This window comes from Rhodococcus sp. RS1C4, from assembly GCF_002258225.1.
In the GTDB taxonomy this organism is placed as follows: Bacteria; Actinomycetota; Actinomycetes; order Mycobacteriales; family Mycobacteriaceae; genus Rhodococcoides; species Rhodococcoides fascians_E.
Genome location: NZ_NOXZ01000037.1, coordinates 337474 through 361306, shown reverse-complemented (window position 1 = coordinate 361306; position 23833 = coordinate 337474). Strand labels below are relative to the sequence as shown.

Genomic DNA, 23833 nt, shown 5'->3' with positions numbered 1-23833 from the left:
TTTCCTGTGGTCGCAGACAGAACGCCGACCGGCGCCGGTGACACACCGCCCGGAGTCGGCGACAGAACGGCATCCGCCGCCGGGGAGGAATACATCACCGACAACGAGGTGCATCTGCCGGTGACGGCGTTGACGTCGGCCCGCCAGAAGCGCGACCCCCTTCCCGACGCATTGCTGCGGCGCGTCAAGCAGTTCTCGGGGCGGCTCTCCACCGAGGCCGTGACCGCGATGCAGGATCAGCTGCCGTTCTTCGGTGGTCTCGATGCCGCGCAGCGTGCGAGTGTGCAGTTGCTGATCCAGACGGCGGTGGACAACTTCCTGGAGTGGTTGAAGAACCCGCAGAGTGATATCCGCTTCAGCCTGGACGCGTTTCAGGTGATCCCGCAGGATCTGGCCCGACGGTTGACGCTTCGCCAGACGGTGGACATGGTGCGGGTCGCGATGGAGTTCTTCGAGCAGTGGCTTCCTGCGTTGGCTCGAAACGATCAGCAGCTCGTTGCACTGACCGAGGCTGTCCTGCGGTACGGACGCGAGCTCGGTTTCGCTGCGGCGTCGGTGTATGCGAGTGCCGCCGAGTCCCGAGGCGCATGGGACACCCGCCTGGAAGCTCTCGTCGTCGACGCTGTGGTGCGAGGTGACACGGGTTCGGACATGCTCTCGCGTGCCGCAACGCTCAACTGGGACGCGACAGCGCCGGCGACGGTTCTCGTCGGTACACCGCCGGACGATCAGGGGGTGTCGGTCGTCGGCACCGTTCACGCCGTCGCACAGAAGCACGGTCGAGCGGCGCTCGCGGTGGTTCAGGGCACTCGGTTGGTGATGGTGGTCAGTGGGCAGCTCGTGGACGATTCTGCGAGCGCGGCGTTTCTGGCGGACATGTTGGAGAATTTCTCCGACGGCCCGGTCGTCATCGGGCCCACGACGAGGACTCTGGGCGCCGCGCATTCCAGCGCGGTGGAGGCGTTCGCGGGTATGCAGGCCGTTGCGGGGTGGCGCGGTGCGCCCCGTCCGGTGCACGCGGGCGAGCTTCTGCCGGAGCGCGCACTGTTGGGTGACTCGGCTGCGATCAGCGCTCTGAACGACCTGATCGTGCACCCGCTGTCGAGCGCGGGCCCCGGCCTTGCCGACACGTTGGACGCATACCTCGACAGCGGGGGCGCTGTCGAGACTTGTGCACGTTTGCTGTTTGTTCATCCAAATACGGTGCGGTATCGCTTGAAGAAAATCACAGAGGTCACGGGCCGCGACCCCACGACTCCGAGGGATGCGTACGTGCTTCGAGTTGCGGCAACGGTGGGCAGACTGACTCAAACGCATCACGAACCGCACTATCCAGCCCCACAAATCCCACACGTCACATTCGGGGAAATCGTCACGTAACGCGAATGCGGACCGTGGCGATGTCGCGACTCCGGCCGAGCATTTGTTGGGACCCTACAAATTGGGCGGTAAGAGTTCATCGAGAGCGACATCTCCCAAACGGGTAGTCACGGTGTTCTCTTAACGATGTGATTGCGTTGCTTGCGCCCGGCCAGGGCTCCCAGACACCCGGCATGCTTCTGCCATGGCTCGAACTACCCGGAGCCGCCGACCGCGTGGCCCTGTGGTCCAAGGCGTCCGGACTCGACCTGGCACGGCTCGGTACCACCGCGACGGCCGAGGAAATCACCGACACGTCGGTGACCCAGCCCCTCGTCGTCGCGGCGGCTCTCCTCGCGTTCGAGGAGATCGCCGGCCAGGACCTGCTGCCGCAGGACGCGCTCATCGCCGGACACTCCGTGGGTGAGCTTGCCGCTGCCGCCGTCGCCGGCGTCATCTCCGCCGACGAAGCCGTCACCCTCGCTGCCGTGCGCGGGTCCGAGATGGCCAAGGCGTGCGCTCTGGAGCCGACGGGCATGTCCGCTGTGCTCGGCGGAGACGAGGCCGCTGTGCTCGCTCGGCTGGAGGAGCTGGGACTCGAACCCGCCAACATCAATGCTGCCGGGCAGATCGTTGCAGCCGGGTTGCACAGCGCGCTCGAGGAACTGGCCGCCAACCCGCCGGAGAAGGCACGGGTCCGCTCGCTCCCCGTGGCCGGTGCTTTCCACACTCGCTTCATGGCGCCCGCGCAGGAAGCAGTCGCCGCTGCTGCCGCCGCGATCACCCCGTCCGACCCTGTCCGCACCCTGCTGTCGAATTCCGACGGCAAGGCGGTCACCAACGGTGCGGACGCACTCACCAAACTCGCAGCACAGGTCACCAAGCCTGTGCGGTGGGACCTCTGCACCGCGACGATGCGTGACGCCGCCGTCACGGCTGTGGCAGAGTTGCCGCCGGCCGGAACGCTCGTCGGTATCGCCAAGCGCGAACTGAAGGGCACACCGAACCTGGGCCTCAAGACACCCGAGGACATCGCCAAGCTGGCGGACCTGATCTGACCGCACCCGCGGCCGCCGATGACAGGCAGCCTCGCCGCGCACTCGCTCGATGAACGTACGAGTGCGCACCCATGACTTCGGTATGCCGATTCACGGCGTGCCGACCCGAAAAAGATAGACACCAACAAGAAGGGAGCCACTCAAGTGGCCAGCCAGGAAGACCTCATCGCCGGACTTGCAGAGATCATCGAGGAGGTCACGGGTATCGAGCCGTCCGAGGTGACCATCGACAAGTCCTTCGTGGACGACCTCGACATCGACTCCCTGTCCATGGTCGAGATCGCAGTGCAGACCGAGGACAAGTACGGCGTGAAGATCCCCGACGAGGACCTCGCCGGTCTTCGCACCGTCGGTGACGCAGTGTCGTACATCCAGAAGCTCGAAGCGGAGAACCCGGAAGCCGCAGAGGCAATCAAGGCCAAGCTCGACGACTCCGCGAGCGAGTGAGTCGGACCGTGACCAACCCATCCACCAACAACGGACGCTTCCCGAGTGTCGTCGTCACCAGCCTCGCTGCGACCACGTCCATCGCCGGTGATGTGGACGCAACGTGGAAGGGTCTACTGAACGGCGAGAGCGGAATCGGAGTGCTCGAAGACGATTTCGTCGCCGAGTACGACCTTCCCGTTCGAATCGGCGGACACCTCGCGGTGAACCCGGCGACGCTTCTGAGCCGAGTCGAGTGCCGCAGGCTGAGCTACGTGGAGCAGTTGTCCACGGTTCTCGGTCGCGAGGTGTGGAAGAACGCCGGCAGCCCCGAGGTCGATCCGCTCCGTCTCGGAGTGTCGATCGGCACCGGTCTGGGCGGCGGTGACTCCCTCATCGACGCGAACGACAAGATGAAGTCGGGCGGCTACCGCAAGGTGTCTCCTCTCGCGGTTCAGATGGTCATGCCGAACGGACCCGCAGCGGTCGTCGGCCTGGAGCTGAAGGCACAGGCAGGCGTCATCACGCCTGTGTCGGCATGCTCCTCCGGATCGGAAGCCATCGCGCATGCGTGGCGGATGATCGTCATGGGTGACGCCGACATGGTGGTCACCGGTGGCGTCGAGGGATACATCGACGCGGTGCCGATCGCGAGTTTCTCCATGATGCGAGCGATGAGCACCAACAACGACAACCCCAAGGGCGCGTCGCGACCGTTCGACAAGGATCGCGACGGATTCGTCTTCGGCGAGGCAGGCGCACTCATGGTCATCGAGACCGAGGAGCACGCCAAGGCTCGTGGAGCGACGATTCACGCCCGGCTGCTCGGCGCAGGCATCACTTCGGACGGTTTCCACCTCGTGGCACCCGACCCGGAGGGCAAGGGTGCTGCTCGTGCCATGCAGCGGGCAATCGAGAACGCTGGTCTGCAGAAGTCCGACATCAAGCATGTGAACGCGCACGCAACGGCAACACCTATCGGTGACACCGCCGAAGCGCTCGCGATCAACAAGGCAGTCGGTACCCATGCAGCGGTGTACGCGCCGAAGTCCGCTCTCGGACACTCGATCGGCGCTGTCGGCGCCCTCGAATCGGTGCTGACCGTTCTCTCGGTCCGCGAGGGAATCATTCCTCCCACGCTGAACCTGGATAACCAGGATCCGGAAATCGATCTCGACGTGGTCAAGGGCGAAGCCCGCAGCCTCGAAATCGATTACGCGATCAACAACTCGTTCGGATTCGGTGGGCACAACGTCGCGCTCGCCTTCGGTCGGGCCTGAACCGGCTCGACACCGTCGTAGCACCCGGGCGGGAGCGCACTCTCGCTCCCGTCCGGGGATCGCCCCTTCGATCGTGCGAGGGGCATGTAGAAGGAGAACGCGATGACCATCCTGTCCCCCGCCACTCGCTCAGGTCAGTCCACCGACCCCCGCGATCCCGTTACCCGCCTCGAGAAGCTGTTCGACGCCGGGACGATGACTCCTCTGCACGATCGTGACAAGTCCGGCCTTCTCGCCGCTGCAGGCGACATCGACGGCGTCCACACGATCGCCTACTGCTCCGACGCCACGGTCATGGGTGGCGCCATGGGTGTCGACGGTTGCGCACACATCGTCGACGCCATCGACGTCGCCATCGAACGCCGCGCACCGATCGTCGGAATCTGGCATTCCGGCGGTGCCCGCCTTGCCGAGGGCGTCGAAGCGCTGCACGCCGTCGGCCTCGTATTCGAGGCCATGGTCCGCGCTTCCGGCCTCGTCCCACAGATTTCCGTCGTTCTCGGTTTCGCAGCCGGTGGCGCCGCGTACGGTCCAGCGTTGACCGACGTCGTCATCATGGCTCCCGAGGGACGCGTGTTCGTCACCGGTCCCGACGTGGTTCGCAGCGTCACCGGCGAGCAGGTCGACATGGCGTCGCTCGGCGGCCCGGACACCCACTTCAAGAAGTCGGGCGTGTGCCATATCGTCGCCGACGACGAACTGGATGCGCTGACCCGCGCACGCCGGCTGGTATCGATGTTCAGCGAGCAGGGCACCTTCGACATCGCGGCAGCCGAGCACGGTGACACCGATCTTCGCGCACTGCTGCCCGAGTCGAATCGTCGTGCCTACGACGTGCATCCGATCATCGACGAACTTCTGGACAACGTCGAGGGTGAGTCGACCTTTGAAGAATTTCAGGGCGGTTGGGCTCGCAGTATCGTCGTCGGTCTCGGTCGTCTCAGTGGACGTACCGTCGGCGTCATCGCCAACAACCCGATCCGGCTGGGTGGGTGCCTCAACTCCGAGAGCGCCGAGAAGGCAGCGCGTTTCGTTCGCCTGTGCGACGCCTTCGGCATCCCGCTCGTCGTCATCGTCGACGTTCCCGGCTATCTGCCGGGTGTGAGCATGGAATGGGAAGGCGTCGTACGCCGGGGAGCGAAGCTTCTCCACGCCTTCGCCGAAGCGAAGGTCGCTCGGGTGACGCTGGTGACCCGCAAGATCTACGGCGGGGCCTACATCGCCATGAACGCCCGAGCATTGGGTGCGACGGCGGTCTACGCGTGGCCCGGATCTGAGGTCGCGGTCATGGGCGCCAAGGCGGCCGTGGGCATTCTGCACAAGAAGGCGCTGGCCGCTGCACCCGACACCGAGCGTGATGCGCTGCACGACCGTTTGACGGTAGAACACGAGGCGATTGCCGGCGGTGTCGATCGAGCGGTGGCCATCGGTGTCGTGGACGAGGTCATCGATCCGGCGAAGACGCGCTCCATCGTCGCGAAGGCGTTGTCCTCGGCACCGGCACTTCGCGGAAATCACAAGAACATTCCGCTCTGATCAGGGGCGAACAGCACTGTGCCCCGGCGACTTCGGTCGCCGGGGCACAGACGTTCGTTCCACCGACTCGTTCAGCCCTCGAGCCACTTGTGCGACTGCGCGATTCGCATGACGACCTGCCGGACGTCGAGGATCTGTTCGGCAGTCAGTCCGCGGTTCGCACGCAACAGACCTTCGGTCAGTTCGGCCGAGAACTCCTGCAGCGACAGAACGTCGCACACGACGTCGTCGTACTCCGTCGTTTCCGCATTGGGGACGACCGCAGGAACCGCTGCACGAGTTACCGGCTTCGGCGAATCGATGATCTGAACCTGGGCGGCCTTGAGACCGCGGTCGCCTTCCTCGACGACGTACTCGACGCGCACGCCGGGCGCCAGCAGCCGCTTGTCGAAATCCAGATCGTTGACGTGGATGAACACATCCTCGCCGCCCTCGTCCGGAGCAACGAATCCGTAACCCTTGAATTCGTCGAATCGGATGACCTTACCGGTCGACAACATCCCAACCACCCTGTCTCACTACTCAGCCACACATACCAACCCACATGCCCACCTCGGACACGGTCGTCACGTTACCGGACGTGCGACGGCCGGTGCGGTGAGTCGGTCAGCCGGCGTTACGGCTCAGCCAGGTCACTTCGGCGCCTGCGCCGCCCGTTCGATAGGGCTCGAGGGCCTCGTCCCAGCTGCTGCCGAGGGCGTGTTCGATTTCGGCAGCGAGGTTGCCGGAATTGCCGTCGATCATCGACTTGAGCCTCATCTCGCCGAGGATGACGTCGCCGTTGGCGCTCGTCGTCCCACGCCACAGACCCAGGCCGGGAACGTGGGCGAATCGCTCACCGTCGACGCCGTCGCTCGGGTCCTCGGTCACCTCGAAGCGCAGCATCTGCCACGCACGGAGAATCCCTGCGAGTGAGGCGGCGGTACCGACCGGGCCGACCCAGTTGCTCGTCGCGCGCAGTTGTCCGTCCGAGGACGGCTGCGCGGACCACTTCAGGTTGGCCCTGCAGTTCAGGGCGTCGGACAGTGCCCATTCCACGTGCGGGCACAACGCGGCAGGCGACGAGTGGATGTACACAACACCCGACGTCGCATCCGCGAATTGGTTGGACTCGCGCATTAGAAACACCTCCAGCTTCGACGAGGGACGTCTTCCCCAACGACCTCGATCTGCTGCGATGTGTCTCGTACACGCGTGTGCATGTACCAGTGTGCCCCGAGTTACCCCTGTTGCGCCAGTGCACCGGCGTGTCGCGATGGACTAGCGGGGGTTGTTGTGCAGAATCTCGTCGGACAACTCCGGCCAGAGCGGCTTGGCCCACTCCCCGAACGCAAGGTCGGTGAGTACCACCGTTGCCAGACCTGCATCCGGGTCCACCCACAGGAACGTTCCGGACTGACCGAAGTGTCCGAACGTTCGCGGCGAGTTCGCAGCCCCGGTCCAGTGTGGAGTTTTGCCGCCCCGAAGCTCGAATCCGAGCCCCCAGTCGTTGGGCTTCTGGTTGCCGTATCCGGGCAGGATTCCCGGCAGCCCGTCGAACTGGATGGACGTTGCAGCCTGGAGAGTCTCCGCGGACACCAGCGTCGGCGTGAGGAGTTCGGAGGCGAAGACCTCCAGGTCCTGCACCGTTGACCGTGCGCCGTGTCCGGCCGATCCCGGGAGCGTCGAGTCGGTCATCCCGAGCGGTTGAAAGACGGCCTCGTCGAGGTAGTCCGTGAACGCGATCGACGTTTCAGCAGCAATGGTGTCCGCGAGGACCTCGAATCCCGCGCTGGAGTAGATCCGCTTCGTCCCCGGATCTGCCTGCACCTTCTGCTCGGCGAACGCCAGACCCGAGGTGTGCGCGAGCAGATGGCGAACCGTCGAGCCAGTGGGCCCGGCGGGCAGGTCGAGCGAAATGGCTTCTTCTTCGAGGGCGACCAACGCCGCGTACGCCACCAGGAGTTTCGTCACCGACGCCAACTCGTAGATCCGGTTCTGGTCGCCGTAGTGTTCTCGCGTCCCGGCCGTCGACACCACCGTCGCCGACGCATTGTCCACGGGCCATCCTGCGATCAAATCCAGACTGTGCACGTGGGCAACTCTAGTGTGCCCCCGGCTGGTCCCGAATTCGCTGTCAGTACTGCGTGCAGGTGTCGAACACAGTACGAACGAATCCGGAGCCCGGCCCGCCGAAGAAGGCGTTGACGCGATCGACCACGGCCGGCTGCGACGACAGGAAGATCTGACGCTGCCACGGCGGCGCGGCAAGGAACGCGGCGAAGGACGACGAGAGGGGCGACGATGCGAGGGCCGCGCCTTCCTCCGGGCTCACGGCGTACGTCGCGGCGACGATCTGCGAGAACGAGCACGGCGAGTTGACGATGGTGTCGGAGGGGGCAGCACTGGCCACCGAACCGAACACCAGCGATCCTGCGGCGACGGCGCCCAGGACTGCTGTACCTCTGATCGTTGCTGTGCGAAAGTCCATGAGGATCCCCAGACGTGTAGTGCATGTGGTGGTCGACAGATCCGCCGACAGGGCAAACGATACCGCCCGGCCGGGTATCGCGTTCGGGTTAAGCTCGGCCGGGCGAGAGTGGAGCCAGCAGAAACGACCCAAAAGGCGAGAGTGGAGCCTGCAGAAACGACCTGACAGAGGCGAGAGTGGAGCCTGCAGGCTGAGTGTTCTGGGCGTGACCGGGACGATGGGAGAACGAGATGACGGTCGAGTTCGGGACGTGCAATCTGTGCGAGGCGATGTGCGGTCTCGAGTTCACGGTCGAGGACAACGCCGTCACCTCGATTCGCGGTGACAAGAAGGACCCGTTGTCTCGGGGTCATATCTGCCCGAAGGCATTGTCGCTGATCGACCTGCATGCCGATCCCGACCGGTTGATCAAGCCGGTACGCCGCACCGATTCGGGGTGGCAGGAAATCGAATGGGACGAGGCCTACCGCATCGTCGTCGACGGTCTGGTGTCCACGCGCCGTGATCACGGCGCCAACGCGGTCGGGATCTACCAGGGCAATCCGAACGTGCACAGTCTCGGCGCGATGACCCACGGTATTCCGTTCACGTCGATGCTGCGGACCCGAAACAGGTACTCGGCGACGTCGCTGGATCAGCTCCCCCACCAGTTGGTCAATCACCTCATGTACGGGCATCAACTCGTACTCCCCATCCCGGACATCGACCGGACGGATTTCTTTCTGGTTCTCGGGGGCAATCCGATGGCGTCGAACGGTTCGATGATGACCGTTCCGGATTTTGCGCAGCGTGTTCGAGATCTGAAAGCCCGCGGGGGGACACTCGTCGTGGTCGATCCGCGTCGAACCGAAACTGCTGACGTCGCCGACGAGCATCATTTCGTACGTCCCGGCACCGACGCGTTGTTGCTGCTCGCACTTGTCAACGTCGTTCTCGAGACAGGCGCGACCCGCGTTGCCGACTATGTCGACGGGGTGTCCGAAATCGCTTCTCTCGTACGAGATTTCACACCGGAAGCCGTCGCTCCCGTCGTCGGCATGGCGGCCGAGGCCATCACCGATCTGGCAACCCGGTTCGCCGGCGCCGAGTCTGCCGTCGCATACGGGCGGATGGGCGTGTCCACGCAGAAGTTCGGGACCGTGTGTCAGTGGGCAATTCAGGTCCTCAACATTCTCACCGGCAATCTGGACCGCGTGGGCGGGGCGCTTCTGACGGACCCCGCGATCGATCTGGTGGAGCGAAAGATCGTGGGCCGCGGCCACTTCGACAAGTGGCGCTCACGGGTGCGTGACCTGCCCGAGTTCGCCGGTGAGTTCCCCAGTTCCACACTTGTCGACGAGATGACGACTCCCGGAGACGGCCGCATCCGTGCGATGGCGGTGTTCTCCGGCAACCCGGTGCTGTCGATGCCCGGTGGCGACACACTCGACCAGGCCTTCGCCGATTTGGACTTCATGGTGTCGTTCGATTTCTACATCAACGAGACCTCGCGTCACGCCGACGTGATCCTTCCTCCGACGATGTCGTTGGAACGCGATCACTACGATCTGATCTTCTCCACCTTCGCGGTACGCAATACCGCCAAGTTCATGCCCGCGGTGTTGCCGAAGAAACCGGGTGCGAAGGCGGACTGGGAAATCTTCCGCGACCTGGGCATCCGCTATCAAGCGGCGCTGGCACAGTCTCCGGTGGACCGCGTTCGACGACGCCTGTCACCGAAATCGGTTGTGGCCGAGGCACGTCTACGCCTCTCGCCGCGTCGAACGGTGGATGCACTGCTACGCAGCGGAAGGAAGGGACTGTCGGTCCGGGCTCTGTCCAAGTCCCCTCACGGCACCGATCTCGGCCCGTTGAGGCCCGGGCTTCCGGCCAAACTGCGTACCCGCGACAAGCGCATTCAGCTGGTTCAGGATGTCGTAGTGGGCGATCTGCCTGCCGTGCACGACATGCTGACGACGGCGTCCGTGCCCGCGGACGGTCAGTTGCTCATGATCGGGCGACGACACCTGCGCAGCAACAATTCCTGGATGCACAACACCGCTCGACTGACGAAGGGCAAGCCACGGCACCAGCTGCTCGCCCATCCCGACGACCTGCGCGCACGCGGGATCGGCGACGGGGCGCTGGTGACGGTCACGTCCGCAGCAGGCTCGGTCAGCATCGAAGTGCTCGCATCGGATCGTATGATGCCCGGAGTGGTCAGCATGCCCCACGGCTTCGGCCACCAACGCACAGGCGTCGAACTGTCCGTCGCATCGACCGTGAAGGGTCCGAGTGTCAACGACATCACCGACCCTCAACAGGTCGACGCGGTCTCGGCCAACGCAGTTCTGAACGGTATCCCGGTCACCATCGCAGCTGTGTGATTGTTGTAGCATTCGTAACCGCTCGCCTCGCGCGAGATGGGGCGGTAGCTCAGTCGGTTAGAGCCGTGGACTCATAATCCATTGGTCGCGGGTTCGAGCCCCGCCCGCCCCACGTCTGGTCCACCGCGCACCGACACGCCTCGGTAAACCATATGGTTTCGTGTCAAAATTCGCCGGTGAACTCAATACGCGTCCGAGTCCAGTCGGCGTCGGCGAAGCAGATATCCGCGGTCATCGATGTTCCCGGTGGCGGCAGTTTCGACGTCTCCACGCGGTCGAACTACACGTTGGATCACTCTGCGACACCGTGGCTTGCGCCGGCGCTGGCAGCGGGTATGCGTCGGCACCGAGATCTCGTCATCGCCGGGACGGTAGACCCGACGGCTCTCGATGGTGCGACGAAGGCCCAGAAAGTGTTGGCCGACTGGTACAGGACCTATCGTCGGATCGAAGTTTCTGCAGCGCAATCACCGCCCACCAGGACGCTTCCTGAGCGGGCGACCGGCGTCGGCTGTTTCTTCAGTGGTGGCGTCGACAGTTTCTATTCGGCGATCACGCAAGCGGATCGCATTACTCACCTGATTTTCGTTCACGGTTTCGATATCGCTGTCGGCGATTCCGAACTGGCCCGGAAAGCGTTGACCGGCGCCCGCGCTTCTGCTGCAGAATTCGGTAAGCCCCTCATCGAGGTCCAGACCACGGTCCGGTCGGCACTCGGGGACCCTTTGGCTCTCGATTGGGGGCACGTCTTTCACGGGCCGTCGCTCGCCCACGTCGGACTTGCACTGTCGAAACACTTGGGGACGGTTGTAATTCCCTCGTCCTACAGTCGCGATCAGTTGCACCCGTGGGGCTCGCACCCGTCCCTCGACCCGTTGTGGTCCAGCGACTCGGTGTCGTTCGAGCACCACGAACTCGACGTCGGCCGGTTCGGGAAGATCAGGAGAATCAGCAGTTCGGACACTGCGATGAACAACTTGCGTGTGTGCTGGCTCAACACCGACGGGGCTTTCAATTGCGGAGAATGCGGCAAGTGCGTTCGAACGAAGCTCGGTCTCAGGACAGCGGGAGTGGAGAGCCCCACGCTCCCCGGATCCATAAGTCCTGAAGCTGTCCGGACCATGTATGTCAGCGATGGTGAGCGCACGTTCTTGCGGGAAGGTCTCGCCGCAATGCAAGACGCTGGAATTCGAGACGAAGCGCTGACCAGAGCACTCCGGTATGCCATTCGCCGCAGCTACGTTCGACGCTTCATTCCGTTCTCTCGCTGATCGAGCTCGATATGTCCACCGTTGCCTGGATCAGCGGCAAGCTTCACGGCACCACGGTCACCGGCCATCGCCCGGCTTTGACCAATCGCACGGCGACAGATCCGAACATTCGATGGCCTGCGTGCTCGGAGGCGCCGACGACGATGGCGTCGGCGCGTAGTTCGTCGGCGACGGCGACGAGGCCGTTGAAGGGGTCACCGGTCGCGGTGCGGAATTCCCACCGGATCGCGTCGGTGTCGTGGGTCGACTTCTGAATGTAGGCGAGGAGTTCGTCGGCGATTTCCTTGCCGGTTTCGACGAGAGAGATTCCGGCTTGGCCCCAGGCGGCGGTTGCGATGGGTTGGACGTAGACCAGGACGAGCAGCGAGCCTTGCCGGCGAGACAGTCCGGCGGCATAGGCTGCGGCACGCCAGGCCGAATCGGAGCCGTCGATCCCGGCGAGGATGACCTTGGGCCCGTCCACTCCGTACTCGAAGACGGAGGAATCGGGGGCATGCGCTGGCTCGTCCACCCTTGCAGGTTACCCAGCCTCACGATCGCGTCGGTCACTCCTCCCGACTCCGCTCTCGGCCGCGGAAATTTCGATACCGACTCCGCGATTGACCTGCGTATCTACGCTGGGTGCGGGTCGGCCCTTCCACGAGAGGTGAACCACATGTCCGTGCTTTCTCGCTGTGCCGCGGTAGGCGTGTCCTGTGTCGCGTTGGCCGGCCTCTCCCCTGCTCTTGCCGGTGCGACGCCTCCGGACGGAGTGACAGCGGAAACTCTGGCTCATGTTTCGTTTCCGCTGATCGCCGGCAGCGCAGAGTTCGCCGGCACCGATTTCACTGCGCGCCGGATCACCATTGCACCCGGCGGAACCACGGGATGGCACTATCACGACGGTCCGGTGTACGCGTACGTCGAATCCGGTGTTCTGACAAGGACTTTGCACGACTGCACCAGGGTGTCGACGCCTGCGGGTCAGGTTGTTGCCGAGGAGGTCGACGCCAGCCACGTCCATCAGGGCGCCAACCTCGGCGACGTCCCCGTGGTTCTGTACGCTGCCTACATCGAGCCTCCGGGCAAACCGTTTGCCGAGGATGCGCCGGCGCCCCTGTGCGCCGGGTGATCGATCCACTGTGACCACTCGGTATCCTTGACGGTCGAATGCAGCTTCTCGAGTCCAGGGCAGCGACACCAGACCCTGTGCGATATCCGCACACCCCGATCGGAGTGTTCATGACCGGTGATTTACACGCCAACGGAATCGCGTCGACCGATCCGGCGACGGTGTTCGCGGCTCTTGCGGACATCGTGTATCGCGGTACCAGCGCCGACGAGGTGTACTCAGCCATCTGTGTTGCTGCGACGCTGCTGGTCGACGGGTGTGACCATGCGAGTTTGATGGTCGTTCAGCGGGGTCAGCCGGTCACTGTGGGTGCGTCCGATCAGGTGGCGCGGACGGTGGACGACATCGAGCGCGCCACCGGCGAGGGCCCGTGTCTGGACGCGATCGAGCAGGAATCTGCTCAGATCGAACCCGATTTCCTGTCGCCGACGCAGTGGCCGGCGCTTGCGCGAGGCGTGGTGACGCGGACTCCGGTCCGCGGAGCGATGGGTTTTCGGTTGTTGCTGGGCACCAAGAAGGTGGGCGCGCTCAACCTGTTCAGTGACACCCCTGGGGCGTTCGACGGTGCCGTCGCGGATCGCGCCATCGTGATCTCGGCGTTCGCCGCGGTGACGGTGTCGGCGATCGCGAGCGGCGAGGAAGCCAGCACCCTGCGTGCCGGGTTGGAGAGCAACCGTGAGATCGGCAAGGCGATCGGCCTTCTGATGGCGACGCACGACGTCGGCGACGATCAGGCATTCGAGATGCTGCGCAAGACGTCGCAGGACATGAACGTGAAGATCGCTGCGCTTGCGCGATCGGTGATCGAAGCGCACAAGCGCAGCCTCCCCTAGTAGGGGTCACTCACTCCGGACAGGTGGCCCTGGTGCGTCGACTCGCTTGGGCAGAGCGAAGACGAGCAGCAGTGCCGCGACACCGAATGCCGCACTGACGGCCATTGCGACGGACGCGGCGTGCATGAATCCGCTGGCCACGGTGTCGGGGCCGGTGATCGTCAGCGATCCGAAAAGGACACTGCCGATCACCGCGATGCCGACGGCGCTGCCGATGCGCTGCATCGTCGAGATCACGCCGCTGGCCGCTCCCGCATCCTGACGGTCGACCGTCGCGACGATGAACTGCGCGTTCGGTGCGATGAAGGCGCCGTTGCCGAGTCCGCCGATGAACAAGGGCAGCAGCAGTTTCCAGTTGGTGAGGTCTGCGGCCTCGGTGGTCGCGAGAACGATCCAGATCCAGATCAGACCGATGGCGACGAACGACGTCCCGAGCAGCAATACTGTGCGCCCGAGGCGTTGGGTGAGCTTGTTGCTCTGCGACGACGCGATGATGCTTCCGATTGCGAACGGCAGCATCACTGCTCCCGACGACAGCGCGGAGTTGCCCAGACCTGATTGCCACAGCAGCGACAGCGTGAAGAAGATACTGGTGAACGACGCGAAGTACACGAGCGCCAGGATGGTGCCACCGGTGAAGGCCGGGTGGGTGAAAAGCTTCGGCGGCACCAGCGGGTTGCGTCCGCGTCGTGTGTATCGGACTTCCCATACGGCGAACGCAGCGATCAACAGCACACCTGCGACGAGCGTCAGATACGTCCACAGTGGCCAGCCCTGGTCCTGGCCTTCGATCAGCGGTACGAGCAGCGCGACGAGACCTGCGGTGACGAGAACGAGGCCCACCCAGTCGATTCCGGATTGCGGCGTGGTCTCCGTCTCGGATCGCTTCGGCAGCAGAACCGCGGCGGCGATCAGTCCGACGATGCCGATGGGCAGGTTGACCCAGAACACTCCGCGCCAACCGTTCTCGTTTCCGAACGCCTCGATGATGAGACCGCCTGCTATGGGACCGAGCGCGGTGGAGACGCCGATGACTGCGCCCATGATCGCAAAGGCCTTGCCCCGCACCTGCCCTGGGAACAGCAGCTGGATGAACGCGGTCACGGCGGGGACGAAGATGCCACCGGCCAGTCCCTGGACGATACGGGCGACGACGAGTTGAATGTCGTTCTGAGCCAACCCACATGCGAAGCTGGCCACGGTGAACAGTGCCAATCCGGCGAAGAACACCCATTTGTGACCGATTCGGTCACCTACTTTTCCAGCTGGAATGAGCGCAAGCCCGAACGCGAGGGCGTACCCGGAGATGATCCAGGACAGCGTGGCCTCGGACGCGTCGAGACTGGTTTCGATGGTCGGGAGTGCGACGTTGACGATGGTGGTGTCGAGCAGCGCCATGAACATTCCGAGCAGCAGCACCACCAGCGCCTGCCATGAGCGGCGCGGCACCACCGCGGCCGGTGCCGAGGCTCGTGAGTTGATTTCGGTCATGGTGTGGAAGAGCCCTTCGATCGGTGTGATGGCGGTGAGTGACGTGGTGGCGGAAAGTGTGTGCGTGCACGTTCCTCGGCGACGAGGTCGGGTAAGGCGTCGACGAGGCTTTCGTGCCAGTCGATTTCTGCGTGCAGGCGTTTCTCGCGATGTTCCAGAGCGAACGTCTCGGCCCTCGACAAGTACGGCCGCGCCCGTGCATTTGCTTCTCGGGCGGTGTGCAGTAGTTCTTTCAGCATCGCGATGCGCCCGGTGACGATGCCGGGAAGCTCGTCGAGACGGTCGGGGTCGAGCCTGCTCAGGGCCAGGTCGAACGGATCGGGTCGTAGCACGTAGTCGGTCAGTCCGTCACGTCTGAGTTCGCTCAGCGCGACGCGACCGGCCTCGGTGATGCCGTACACCTGGCGAGCCGGGAAGTTGCCTTCCTGCTCGGTGCGTACATCGGAAATCAGACCTTCGGCATGCAACCGCTTCAGCGCGCCGTACAGCCCGCCGACGGAGATGTCGGTCCACATGTGGACGTGCTCTTCCTCGGCCAGCAATTTGAGGTGATGGCCGTGCATCTCACCACGCTGGGCAAGAGACCCCAGGATGAACAGGCGGATGGACGACATGGAACTACTCTCGCAGGAGTACTCGCGCAAGTCAACGCGCCTACCAGCGGAAATGTCCCATTCATCGGATTCGTCCGGATCCGATCCGGTCGACTTCACGTCGTGCACCGGGCAGCCGTGAGGACAACGTCACATCGGCCTAACCGACAGGTCATCGATGGGAATCCTCGGACGATGATCGTGGGTTCGTGGCAACAGAAACAGTCGACGTCAGTGTGGACACCGTCAAGACGGTGTGCGCGTACTGCGGCGTCGGATGCGGAATGACGTTGCAGATCACCCGGGGACCCGACGGCCCGGCGACGGTCGAGAAGTCCGTCGGAGACAAGTCTCATCCGTCGAACTTCGGCCGACTCTGCACGAAGGGTTCGACGACGTCGGACATGCTGCTGGCTCCCGGGCGCCTCACCACTGCGCTGACCAGAGCCAGGCGTGGGGACGACCCGATGCCTTCGGACACACGTCGGACGATCGAGGAGACGGCGCGGAGGCTGCGGGCGATCCTCGACGAACACGGACCCGACTCCGTTGCGATCTACGTGTCCGGGCAGATGTCCTTCGAGGCGCAGTATCTGTCGAACAAATTGGCCAAGGGTTTCATCGGCACCAACCAGATCGAATCCAACTCGCGACTCTGCATGGCCAGCGCAGGTACCGGCTACAAGCAATCGTTGGGAGCGGACGGCCCTCCCGGCTCGTACGAGGATTTCGATCACGCGGACGTGTTCTTCGTCACCGGGGCGAACATGGCCGACTGTCACCCCATCTTGTTCCTACGCATGATGGATCGGGTCAAGCAGGGCGCCAAGCTGATCGTGGTCGATCCTCGGCGCAACGCAACAGCGGACAAAGCTCACCTGCATCTGCAGATCACCCCCGGAACCGACCTGGACCTGTTGAACGGTCTCCTGCACCTTCTGGTCGCCGACGGTCACGTGGATCGCGAGTTCGTCGACGAGTTCACCGACGGCTGGGACGCCATGGAGAGCTTCCTCGCCGAGTACACGCCGGCCGAAGTGAGCAGGAGAACCGGCATCGACGAGCAGGCACTACGGACGGCCGCGACGTGGATCGGCGAGGCCGGCAACTGGATGAGCTGCTGGACAATGGGTTTGAACCAGTCGACGCACGGAACCTGGAACACGAACGCCGTGATCAATCTACATCTGGCGACCGGGGCGATCTGCCGTACCGGCAGTGGTCCGTTCTCTCTGACCGGTCAGCCGAACGCCATGGGCGGCCGCGAGATGGGGTACATGGGCCCCGGTCTACCGGGTCAGCGGTCCGTGCTGTCGGAGGAGGATCGGACGTTCGTGGAGAACCGGTGGGATCTTCCTCCGGGAACACTCCGCACCGAGGTCGGCGGCGGCACCATCGACATGTTCTCACGCATGGCCGACGGCGACATCAAGGCATGCTGGATCATCTGCACCAATCCTGTTGCCTCGGTGGCAAACAGGAAGACAGTCATTGCCGGACTCGAACGTGCCGAGTTGGTGATCACTCAGGATGTGTTCGTGGACAACGAGACCAACGGATACGCCGACGTCGTCCTTCCCGCCGCACTGTGGACGGAATCGGAGGGTGTCATGATCAACTCCGAACGCAACCTCACACTGTTCCAGAAGGCCGTCGACGCTCCGGGGCAGGCGTTGCCGGATTGGCAGATCATCGCAGCGATGGCGTGCGAGCTCGGATTCGCCGACGCTTTCACCTATTCGAGCGCCGAGGAGATCTTCGAGGAGATCAAACAGTTCTCCAATCCGCGAACCGGGTACGACCTGCGCGGAGCGACGTACGACCGTCTGCGCGCCACCTCGTTGCAGTGGCCGTGCCCGCCGCACGACGACGCCGACCGGCATCCCATTCGCTACGTCAACGACGGGATCAGCCAGACTCAGCGCGTGCTGAGCGACGGATCGGTTCCGCGCCTGTCATTTCCTACGCCGACCGGCCGAGCGCAATTCTTCGCTCGACCGTCCATGGCACCGGCGGAGATGCCCGACGACGACTACCCGTTCCTGCTCAACACCGGCCGACTTCAGCACCAGTGGCACACCATGACGAAAACCGGAAAGGTGGCCAAACTGAACAAGCTGAACCCTGGTCCCTTCGTCGAACTGCATCCCCTCGATGCCGAACGGCTCGGCGCTGCGAACGGCGACCGGATCGAAGTAGCATCCCGGCGTGGCCGAGCAGTGCTGCCTGCCGTGATCAGCGATCGCGTCCGACCGGGAGACTGCTTCGCGCCGTTCCACTGGAACGACTCCTTCGGTGAATACCTGTCCATCAACGCCGTGACCAACGACGCGATCGATCCGTTGTCCCAACAGCCCGAGTTCAAGGTGTGCGCCGTGACGTTGACCAAGGTTGCCGGGGCCGTCGAGAAAAGCGACTCCGTGCCCGCTTCGGCTTCGCCTTCGGCAATCGACGCGTTGGCCGGCCTGGTCGGCGATCACGCCGGACCGGCGCTACCACTTCCGGTGCACGAACAGCGTTACATCGCAGGCCTTCTCGCCGGTCTCCGCGCGGACGGTTCGTTGGCCGGCACTCCCATGTTGCCCGCCACTACTCCCCTCTCCCCCGAGACCCGAGCGTGGGTGGAAGGACTGCTCGCAGGCCTGTTCTCGCGCCAGGACGTAGCCGCACTGGACGCACGGGCGGGGAGCGACGCGCTCGGGCGGGATGCATCGGGCAAGGCAGCGGTGCTCGTCCTGTGGGCGTCGCAGACCGGCACGGCCGAGGAGTTCGCCTACTCCAGCGTGGATGCGTTGAGGAACGCCGGCATCGCGGTGACGGAGCACGTCATGGACGATTTTCCGGCCGCTCGTCTGTCGCAGTACACAGACGTGCTGCTGATCAGCAGCACGACCGGTGACGGTGACGCACCCGACAACGGCGCGACGTTCCTCGACGGACTCAGCGGGGACGACGCCCCGGATCTGACCGGACACCGCTTTTCGGTGCTCGCATTCGGAGACTCAAACTACGACGACTTCTGCGGCAACGGGCGTCGACTCGACAGCAGATTGGCCGATCTCGGCGGCGAACGCCTCGTGGGCCGAGTCGACTGCGAACCCGACCACGAGGAAGCGTCGGCGATGTGGCTCGAACGGGTGCTGGCCAAGCTGAACACGGCATCGCAGCCCGTCCCGCCGGCAGTGATCGCTCCGACGTCAGCATCGGCCGCCGGAGCGCCGTCGTACGGCAAGAAGGCGCCGCTGCCCACTGCACTGGTACGAAACACCCCACTGAGCGCGGCCGGCTCGAGCAAGGACGTCAGGCAGTTCGGATTCCACTTGCCGGAAGGCACGCTCACCTACTCGGCGGGTGACGCGCTCGGCGTCTGGCCGCGCAACAGTGACGTGTTGGTCGAGGAATGGCTGGGCGCAACGGGTCTGGACGGAGACACCGTCGTCGACCTTGCCGGGCACGAGTCGATGCCGCTTCGCATCGCTCTCCGCGACCGGCTCGAGATCGCGAAGGCCACACCGGACCTGCTGAAGTTCGTGCACTCCCGCACCAACGACGCCGACCTCGAACGAATGCTGATGCCGGAGAACAAGAGTGCGCTCGCGGACTGGATGTGGGGTCGGCAGTCCATCGACGTACTGGCTCACGCTCCGGTGACAGCGGACGTGGACCAGTGGCTGACGGTACTAAAGCCGCTGCAGCCGCGGCTGTACTCCATTTCGTCGAGCCCGAAGGAAAGCCCGAGCGAAGTGCAACTGACCGTGTCCACGGTGCGGTTCAACGTGCACGGCATACCGCGTCGCGGTGTGTGTTCGACGTATCTCGCCGACCACGCCGAGGGTGAGGAAGTGGGAATCTTCGTTCAGAAGTCGGCGCATTTCAAACCCCCGGAGGACCCGACAGTACCGATGATCATGGTCGGACCAGGGACGGGAATCGCCCCTTTCCGCGCCTTCCTGCACGAGAGGCGCGCTCTCGGCCACACCGGCCCGAACTGGCTGTTCTTCGGTGAGCAACATGCCGCAACGGACTTCTACTACCGCGACGAGCTGACGACGATGCTCGACGACGGTTCCCTCACGCGCCTCGACGTCGCGTTCTCTCGGGATCAGGCATCCAAGGTGTACGTGCAGGATCGGATGGTCGAGCACGGTCCTACGCTGTGGAAGTGGCTCCAGGAGGGCGCACACTTCTACGTCTGCGGCGACGCGTCACGCATGGCGAAGGACGTCGACAACGCACTCAAAGGAATTGTCGCTCAGCATGGTCGGCTCGCTCCAGCCAGCGCCGACGCCTACGTCAAGTCGTTGTCGGCCGAGAAGAGGTACGTCCGCGACGTGTACTGAGTATCGTCGTCGCATGACGATGTGGAAGGACCGCCCGCGTACCGCGCTGCTCGTCGTCGACGTTCAGGTCGACGTAATGGCGGCGTCGATCGATTCCGACACCGTGGTGGGTCGCATCGTCGACTTGGTGGAGAAGGCACGCTTCGCTGGTGCGCCGGTGGTGTGGGTTCAGCACTCGGCCGACGACCTCGTCGTGGGATCTCCGGGCTGGGAGTACGTGCCACAGTTGAGACGGGACGCGTCCGAACCCGTGATTCACAAAACGTACGGCGACTCGTTCGAGGACACCGATCTCGACGCCGTCCTCGCGACGTCGGCCGTCGGCAGGATCGTCGTCGCGGGCGCCCAGACGGACTTCTGCATCAGAAGCACACTGCACGGCGCGCTCACCCGCGGTTACGACACCGTTCTGGTCGGTGACGCGCACACCACGGAGGATTTGACCGAGTGGGGTGCGCCGAGCCCGGAACAGGTGATCGCACACACCAATCTGTACTGGGACAACCAGCGCGCCCCGGGAAGGAAAGCCGGAACGGTTTCGACCGACGAGATCGACTTCGGCCGGTAGAGCAGCGCTAGGCTCTGCCGAGGTGCCGGGCTCGAGGAGGACACATGGACATGAAGTTGGAACTGATCCCTATCGCGGTGAGCGACGTCGATCGAGCCAAAGCGTTCTACGTGGACAAGCTCGGGTTCGTCGCCGACGTGGATGTCACTCCCGCGGAGGGTGTTCGCGTGGTTCAGCTGACCCCTCCCGGGTCGGCATGTTCGATCAGCATGGGAACCGGGCTCGGTGCGTACTCGATGCCTCCCGGTTCGACCAAAGGGCTGCATCTGGTCGTCGCGGACATCGAGGCATCGCGGGCCGAGTTGGAACACCGCGGCGTTCGGGTCGACGACGTCCAGGATGCGGGGGGCGGGGTGAAGTACGCAGCATTCGCCGATCCCGACGACAACACGTGGACACTGCAGGAGATGGCGTGGCGCACCGGGGACGCGTTCTAGACGCCCGAGCCACGCCTGCGCTCCATCTCAGCCTGCGTAGTTGGAGATCTGAATCAGGTTGCCGCAGGTGTCGTCGAACGTCGCGACGGTGACCGGGCCCATGTCGGTGGGCTTCTGCGTGAACACGACGCCGAGGCCGACAAGACGCTCGTATTCGGCGCGGACGTCGTCGACGGCGAAAGACGTGGCAGGAATGCCGTCGGCCATCAGGGCGTCGCGGAATGGCTTCACCGCGGGGTGTTCCGCAGGTTCGAGGCCGAGTTCGGGGCCGTCTTCGTTGCCTGGACCGACCAACGTCAGCCACTTGTGTTCGCCCAGCGGAATGGCGTGCTTGACGACGAATCCCAATATGTCGGTGTAGAACGCAAGCGCTTTGTCCTGGTCGGACACCATGAGGCTGGTGATGTAGATCTTCATGATTTCTCCTGTTCTCCGGCGACCGGCCATCGGTCGCCTATCGAGCGAAGCGGTGACGTGTCGAGATAGTGAAACTTATAGCGGCCCTTGCGTTCCGAGCGAATCAATCCGGCGGCCTCCAACACGTCCAGATGCTGGGACACCGCCTGCCTGGACAACGAAAACCCGTGGATCGAGATGAGTCGGGTGCACAACTCGAACAGCGTCTGCTCGTCGCGGAGCACCAATTCGTCCAGAATCACTCGACGGGTGGCATCAGACAACGCCTTGAACAGTTCGGGAGTCCCCGAGTCCTCGGGCATGGGAAAACAATAGGCAAGTACGCGCTTGCATGTCAATGCGTACCGTCGACTTCATGCCCGATGGCCCCGAGCGCACCGAAGACGGTCGATACGTCGTGATCAACGGTCGCCGATGGAGGGCGACCGACCCGGCAATTCCGGAGGACCGAGCCGCGGAGCTACGGTCGATACTCATGGCGTGGCGTCGAGACGTGAAGGCAACGGGCGGCGCCCCGGAGTCACGGGCAGGAGTTCAGGCCTCCAAGGTTGCGCTCGGCGAACGCGGCACACCCTGGTGGGACCAAACCGACGACGAGCGTCGCCGACGCTGGGAGACCCCGGTCCCCCGCCCCGGCGACGACACCTGACCGCCGACTCCGCGGAGCCGATCACCACGATCGAGGAATGACTGCACGCGGTGCGGGGTATGCGGCCGGGCATGTCGAGAACCGAACTTCCCGAAACCACCCCCGCTCGCACGGTTGCCCGCTACTCGCTGGCGGGCATCCTCGTCTTCGCCGGCGTCAGCCACCTGTTCTGGGCCCGCGACACCTTCCGCGCGCAGGTGCCCAAATCGATCCCCCTCGACGAGGACGGCGTCGTGATGGCGTCGGGGGGTGTCGAGATCATGCTCGGCGCCGGTCTTGCCGTCGTGCAGAAGGATCGAGTCCTGCTGGGTCGCCTCGTCGCAGCGTTCTTCGTCGCGATCTTTCCCGGCAACATCGCCCAGTTCGTCAACAAGCGTGATGGTTTCGGCCTGGACTCGGACGGAAAGCGTTTCGTCCGGTTGCTGTTCCAACCGCTGCTCGTCCTGTGGGTGCTGTGGTCGACAGGCAAGCCGCGCTCGTGATCGAACCTGTCAACCGGTGATGTGTGACCTCATGCGATCGAATGCCTGTCCCAGTGACGCGACGTCTTCGGTTGTCAGGCGATCGAACATCAACTCCCGCACGGCAGCGACGTGTCCCGGGCTGGCGTCGGCGAGCTTTGCCATCCCCGCGTCGGTGAGTTCGGCCGACATCCCACGCTTGTCGTCGTCGCATTTGACTCGGTGCACCCAACCGGCGTCCACGAGCCTGGTGGTTGCGCGCGTGACGCCGCTGCGGGTGGTGGTCACGGCGTCGGCGAGTTCGCTCATGCGCAGCCTGCCACCGGGCGCCTCGGACAGCACGACCAGTAGTTCGTAGTCGGCGAACGAGATGCCCGAGTCACGAGTCAATTGCCCGTCGAGCGCGCGCACCAGCAGGCGGGTCGCGTCGAGATAGGCACGCCATGTGTGCTGCTCGGAGTTATCGAGCCACCGTGTGGACGTCATGCGGTGAGCTTACCTATTTGATTGATTCGGAAACTACTTACCGGCCCGTCGCAGCACTTCCCAGAAGTAGGACACATGCTGCGCCATGTCGAGCTCCGGGTCGAACATCCAGTGCGTCTGCAGTCCGTCGATCATGGCGAACATCATGATCGCGATGCGCTCGGCGTCGAGATCCGACGGTAGTTCACCGGACGCTTGCATGCGCTCGACCTCGGCAGCAAGCCCGGCGCGAGACAACCGGTAGCGCTCACGGAAGAACTCGTGGGACGGGTGATCCTTCTCGGCCGCCTCGGAGGCGAATCGCGAGTACAGCTGCACCAGGCCCGGCACCTCCGCATTGTGCTCGACCAATTCGACCAAGGAATCCTCGCCGGGGTCACCGAGCGCGCGGTCGACGTCCACCTCGTCGCGTCGCTGCAGAATCGCGGTGAACAGCACTTCCTTGGTACCGAAATAGTGGAGCAGACCGGCCTGACTCAGTCCGACGGCGTCCGCCAGTTCTCGCACGGTGGCCTTGCTGTAGCCATCGCGCGCGACGATCTCGAGGGCCGTCGTCAGGATTTCCTCCCGCTTGGCCACCCCTTTCGAGTACGCACCTCGTCGAGCCACGAGGAGAACTGTACGGCGGGTCCGTTGCAGACCAAAACCGAGCGACGTACTGTTTTGGTATCACTTCCTTTC

Annotated in this window: 25 protein-coding genes and 1 tRNA gene; 15 read left to right on the top strand and 11 right to left on the bottom strand. The window is 64.2% G+C overall.

The window, feature by feature from the left end:
- The first annotated feature begins 93 nt into the window (after positions 1–93).
- The 5 genes from CH289_RS20425 (at position 94) to CH289_RS20405 (ending at position 5659) form a co-directional block, all read left to right on the top strand.
- A complete protein-coding gene (locus tag CH289_RS20425; RefSeq protein ID WP_371828068.1) occupies positions 94–1380 on the top strand; it encodes a PucR family transcriptional regulator in 1287 nt (428 codons plus the stop codon).
- Positions 1381–1508: 128 nt separating this feature from the next.
- The gene (locus CH289_RS20420) at positions 1509–2417 is read left to right on the top strand and encodes an ACP S-malonyltransferase (protein ID WP_020111582.1); all 909 of its coding nucleotides are present in this window, start codon (positions 1509–1511) and stop codon (positions 2415–2417) included.
- Between the two features lie 144 nt (positions 2418–2561).
- Positions 2562–2864, top strand: a complete 303-nt coding sequence (gene acpM, locus CH289_RS20415; RefSeq protein WP_019667431.1) for a meromycolate extension acyl carrier protein AcpM — start codon at positions 2562–2564, stop codon at positions 2862–2864.
- Positions 2865–2872: 8 nt separating this feature from the next.
- Positions 2873–4123 carry a KasA/KasB family beta-ketoacyl-ACP synthase gene (locus CH289_RS20410; protein WP_026348190.1) on the top strand — a complete coding sequence of 417 codons (1251 nt, stop codon included), beginning with the start codon at positions 2873–2875 and terminating at the stop codon, positions 4121–4123.
- 102 nt (positions 4124–4225) lie between these two features.
- A complete protein-coding gene (locus CH289_RS20405) occupies positions 4226–5659 on the top strand; it encodes an acyl-CoA carboxylase subunit beta (protein ID WP_020111583.1) in 1434 nt (477 codons plus the stop codon).
- A 71-nt stretch (positions 5660–5730) separates the two neighbouring features.
- On the opposite strand, the gene CH289_RS20400 is transcribed toward CH289_RS20405, so the two are convergent.
- From CH289_RS20400 to CH289_RS20385, 4 genes are all read right to left on the bottom strand, one after another.
- The gene (locus tag CH289_RS20400) at positions 5731–6159 is read right to left on the bottom strand and encodes a cold-shock protein (protein WP_019667434.1); all 429 of its coding nucleotides are present in this window, start codon (positions 6157–6159) and stop codon (positions 5731–5733) included.
- 106 nt (positions 6160–6265) lie between these two features.
- Positions 6266–6778: a DUF3145 domain-containing protein gene (locus CH289_RS20395; protein WP_019667435.1), complete on the bottom strand. Its 513-nt coding sequence runs from the start codon at positions 6776–6778 to the stop codon at positions 6266–6268.
- A 141-nt stretch (positions 6779–6919) separates the two neighbouring features.
- Positions 6920–7732, bottom strand: a complete 813-nt coding sequence (locus tag CH289_RS20390) for a serine hydrolase domain-containing protein (protein ID WP_094724333.1) — start codon at positions 7730–7732, stop codon at positions 6920–6922.
- A 43-nt stretch (positions 7733–7775) separates the two neighbouring features.
- Positions 7776–8129, bottom strand: coding sequence for a hemophore-related protein (locus CH289_RS20385; protein ID WP_019667437.1), 354 nt, complete (start codon positions 8127–8129; stop codon positions 7776–7778).
- 230 nt (positions 8130–8359) lie between these two features.
- Between CH289_RS20385 and CH289_RS20380 the strand changes: the two genes are divergently transcribed.
- The 3 genes from CH289_RS20380 (at position 8360) to CH289_RS20370 (ending at position 11766) form a co-directional block, all read left to right on the top strand.
- Positions 8360–10495: a molybdopterin-dependent oxidoreductase gene (locus CH289_RS20380; protein WP_094724332.1), complete on the top strand. Its 2136-nt coding sequence runs from the start codon at positions 8360–8362 to the stop codon at positions 10493–10495.
- A gap of 38 nt (positions 10496–10533) precedes the next feature.
- Positions 10534–10607, top strand: a tRNA-Ile gene (locus tag CH289_RS20375).
- A 64-nt stretch (positions 10608–10671) separates the two neighbouring features.
- On the top strand, positions 10672–11766 hold the full coding sequence (locus CH289_RS20370) for an adenine nucleotide alpha hydrolase family protein (RefSeq protein ID WP_094724331.1): 1095 nt from the start codon (positions 10672–10674) through the stop codon (positions 11764–11766).
- Between the two features lie 43 nt (positions 11767–11809).
- Here CH289_RS20370 and CH289_RS20365 read toward each other — a convergent pair whose 3' ends face one another.
- Positions 11810–12277 (bottom strand): universal stress protein, encoded by a 468-nt coding sequence (locus CH289_RS20365; RefSeq protein ID WP_019667440.1) that lies wholly within the window; start codon positions 12275–12277, stop codon positions 11810–11812.
- A 144-nt stretch (positions 12278–12421) separates the two neighbouring features.
- On the opposite strand from CH289_RS20365, the gene CH289_RS20360 reads away from it, so the two are divergent.
- Both CH289_RS20360 and CH289_RS20355 read left to right on the top strand, forming a co-directional pair.
- A complete protein-coding gene (locus tag CH289_RS20360) occupies positions 12422–12877 on the top strand; it encodes a cupin domain-containing protein (RefSeq protein WP_094724342.1) in 456 nt (151 codons plus the stop codon).
- 110 nt (positions 12878–12987) lie between these two features.
- Positions 12988–13710: a GAF and ANTAR domain-containing protein gene (locus CH289_RS20355; protein WP_170947465.1), complete on the top strand. Its 723-nt coding sequence runs from the start codon at positions 12988–12990 to the stop codon at positions 13708–13710.
- 6 nt (positions 13711–13716) lie between these two features.
- Here the strand turns inward: CH289_RS20355 and CH289_RS20350 are convergent, their stop codons facing one another.
- Both CH289_RS20350 and CH289_RS20345 read right to left on the bottom strand, forming a co-directional pair.
- A complete protein-coding gene (locus tag CH289_RS20350) occupies positions 13717–15201 on the bottom strand; it encodes a DHA2 family efflux MFS transporter permease subunit (RefSeq protein WP_020111608.1) in 1485 nt (494 codons plus the stop codon).
- Positions 15198–15815 (bottom strand): PadR family transcriptional regulator, encoded by a 618-nt coding sequence (locus CH289_RS20345; protein ID WP_230594142.1) that lies wholly within the window; start codon positions 15813–15815, stop codon positions 15198–15200. Before CH289_RS20345 ends, CH289_RS20350 begins: the two co-directional genes overlap by 4 nt.
- A 188-nt stretch (positions 15816–16003) precedes the next feature.
- Here CH289_RS20345 and CH289_RS20340 point away from each other — a divergent pair, with 188 nt between their 5' ends.
- From CH289_RS20340 to CH289_RS20330, 3 genes are read left to right on the top strand one after another with little or no spacing between them, the layout of a single operon-like run.
- Positions 16004–20134 carry a bifunctional nitrate reductase/sulfite reductase flavoprotein subunit alpha gene (locus CH289_RS20340; RefSeq protein WP_094728426.1) on the top strand — a complete coding sequence of 1377 codons (4131 nt, stop codon included), beginning with the start codon at positions 16004–16006 and terminating at the stop codon, positions 20132–20134.
- A gap of 13 nt (positions 20135–20147) precedes the next feature.
- Positions 20148–20702, top strand: a complete 555-nt coding sequence (locus CH289_RS20335; RefSeq protein WP_019667446.1) for an isochorismatase family protein — start codon at positions 20148–20150, stop codon at positions 20700–20702.
- Positions 20703–20746: 44 nt separating this feature from the next.
- Positions 20747–21139: a VOC family protein gene (locus tag CH289_RS20330; protein WP_094728425.1), complete on the top strand. Its 393-nt coding sequence runs from the start codon at positions 20747–20749 to the stop codon at positions 21137–21139.
- A gap of 27 nt (positions 21140–21166) precedes the next feature.
- Here the strand turns inward: CH289_RS20330 and CH289_RS20325 are convergent, their stop codons facing one another.
- Together CH289_RS20325 and CH289_RS20320 are read right to left on the bottom strand one after the other, a co-directional pair.
- Complete coding sequence (locus CH289_RS20325) at positions 21167–21556, bottom strand: VOC family protein (RefSeq protein WP_094728424.1); 390 nt, start codon at positions 21554–21556, stop codon at positions 21167–21169.
- Positions 21553–21858, bottom strand: a complete 306-nt coding sequence (locus CH289_RS20320) for an ArsR/SmtB family transcription factor (RefSeq protein ID WP_019667449.1) — start codon at positions 21856–21858, stop codon at positions 21553–21555. Before CH289_RS20320 ends, CH289_RS20325 begins: the two co-directional genes overlap by 4 nt.
- 53 nt (positions 21859–21911) lie before the next feature.
- Between CH289_RS20320 and CH289_RS20315 the strand changes: the two genes are divergently transcribed.
- Both CH289_RS20315 and CH289_RS20310 read left to right on the top strand, forming a co-directional pair.
- The gene (locus CH289_RS20315) at positions 21912–22205 is read left to right on the top strand and encodes a hypothetical protein (protein ID WP_026348192.1); all 294 of its coding nucleotides are present in this window, start codon (positions 21912–21914) and stop codon (positions 22203–22205) included.
- Positions 22206–22264: 59 nt separating this feature from the next.
- A complete protein-coding gene (locus tag CH289_RS20310; RefSeq protein WP_037141849.1) occupies positions 22265–22687 on the top strand; it encodes a DoxX family protein in 423 nt (140 codons plus the stop codon).
- A gap of 9 nt (positions 22688–22696) precedes the next feature.
- Here the strand turns inward: CH289_RS20310 and CH289_RS20305 are convergent, their stop codons facing one another.
- Entirely contained in the window at positions 22697–23152 is a 456-nt protein-coding gene (locus CH289_RS20305; protein WP_019667452.1) for a MarR family winged helix-turn-helix transcriptional regulator, read from the bottom strand.
- Positions 23153–23185: 33 nt separating this feature from the next.
- Positions 23186–23761, bottom strand: coding sequence for a TetR/AcrR family transcriptional regulator (locus CH289_RS20300; RefSeq protein WP_230594140.1), 576 nt, complete (start codon positions 23759–23761; stop codon positions 23186–23188).
- Between the last annotated feature and the right edge of the window lie 72 nt (positions 23762–23833).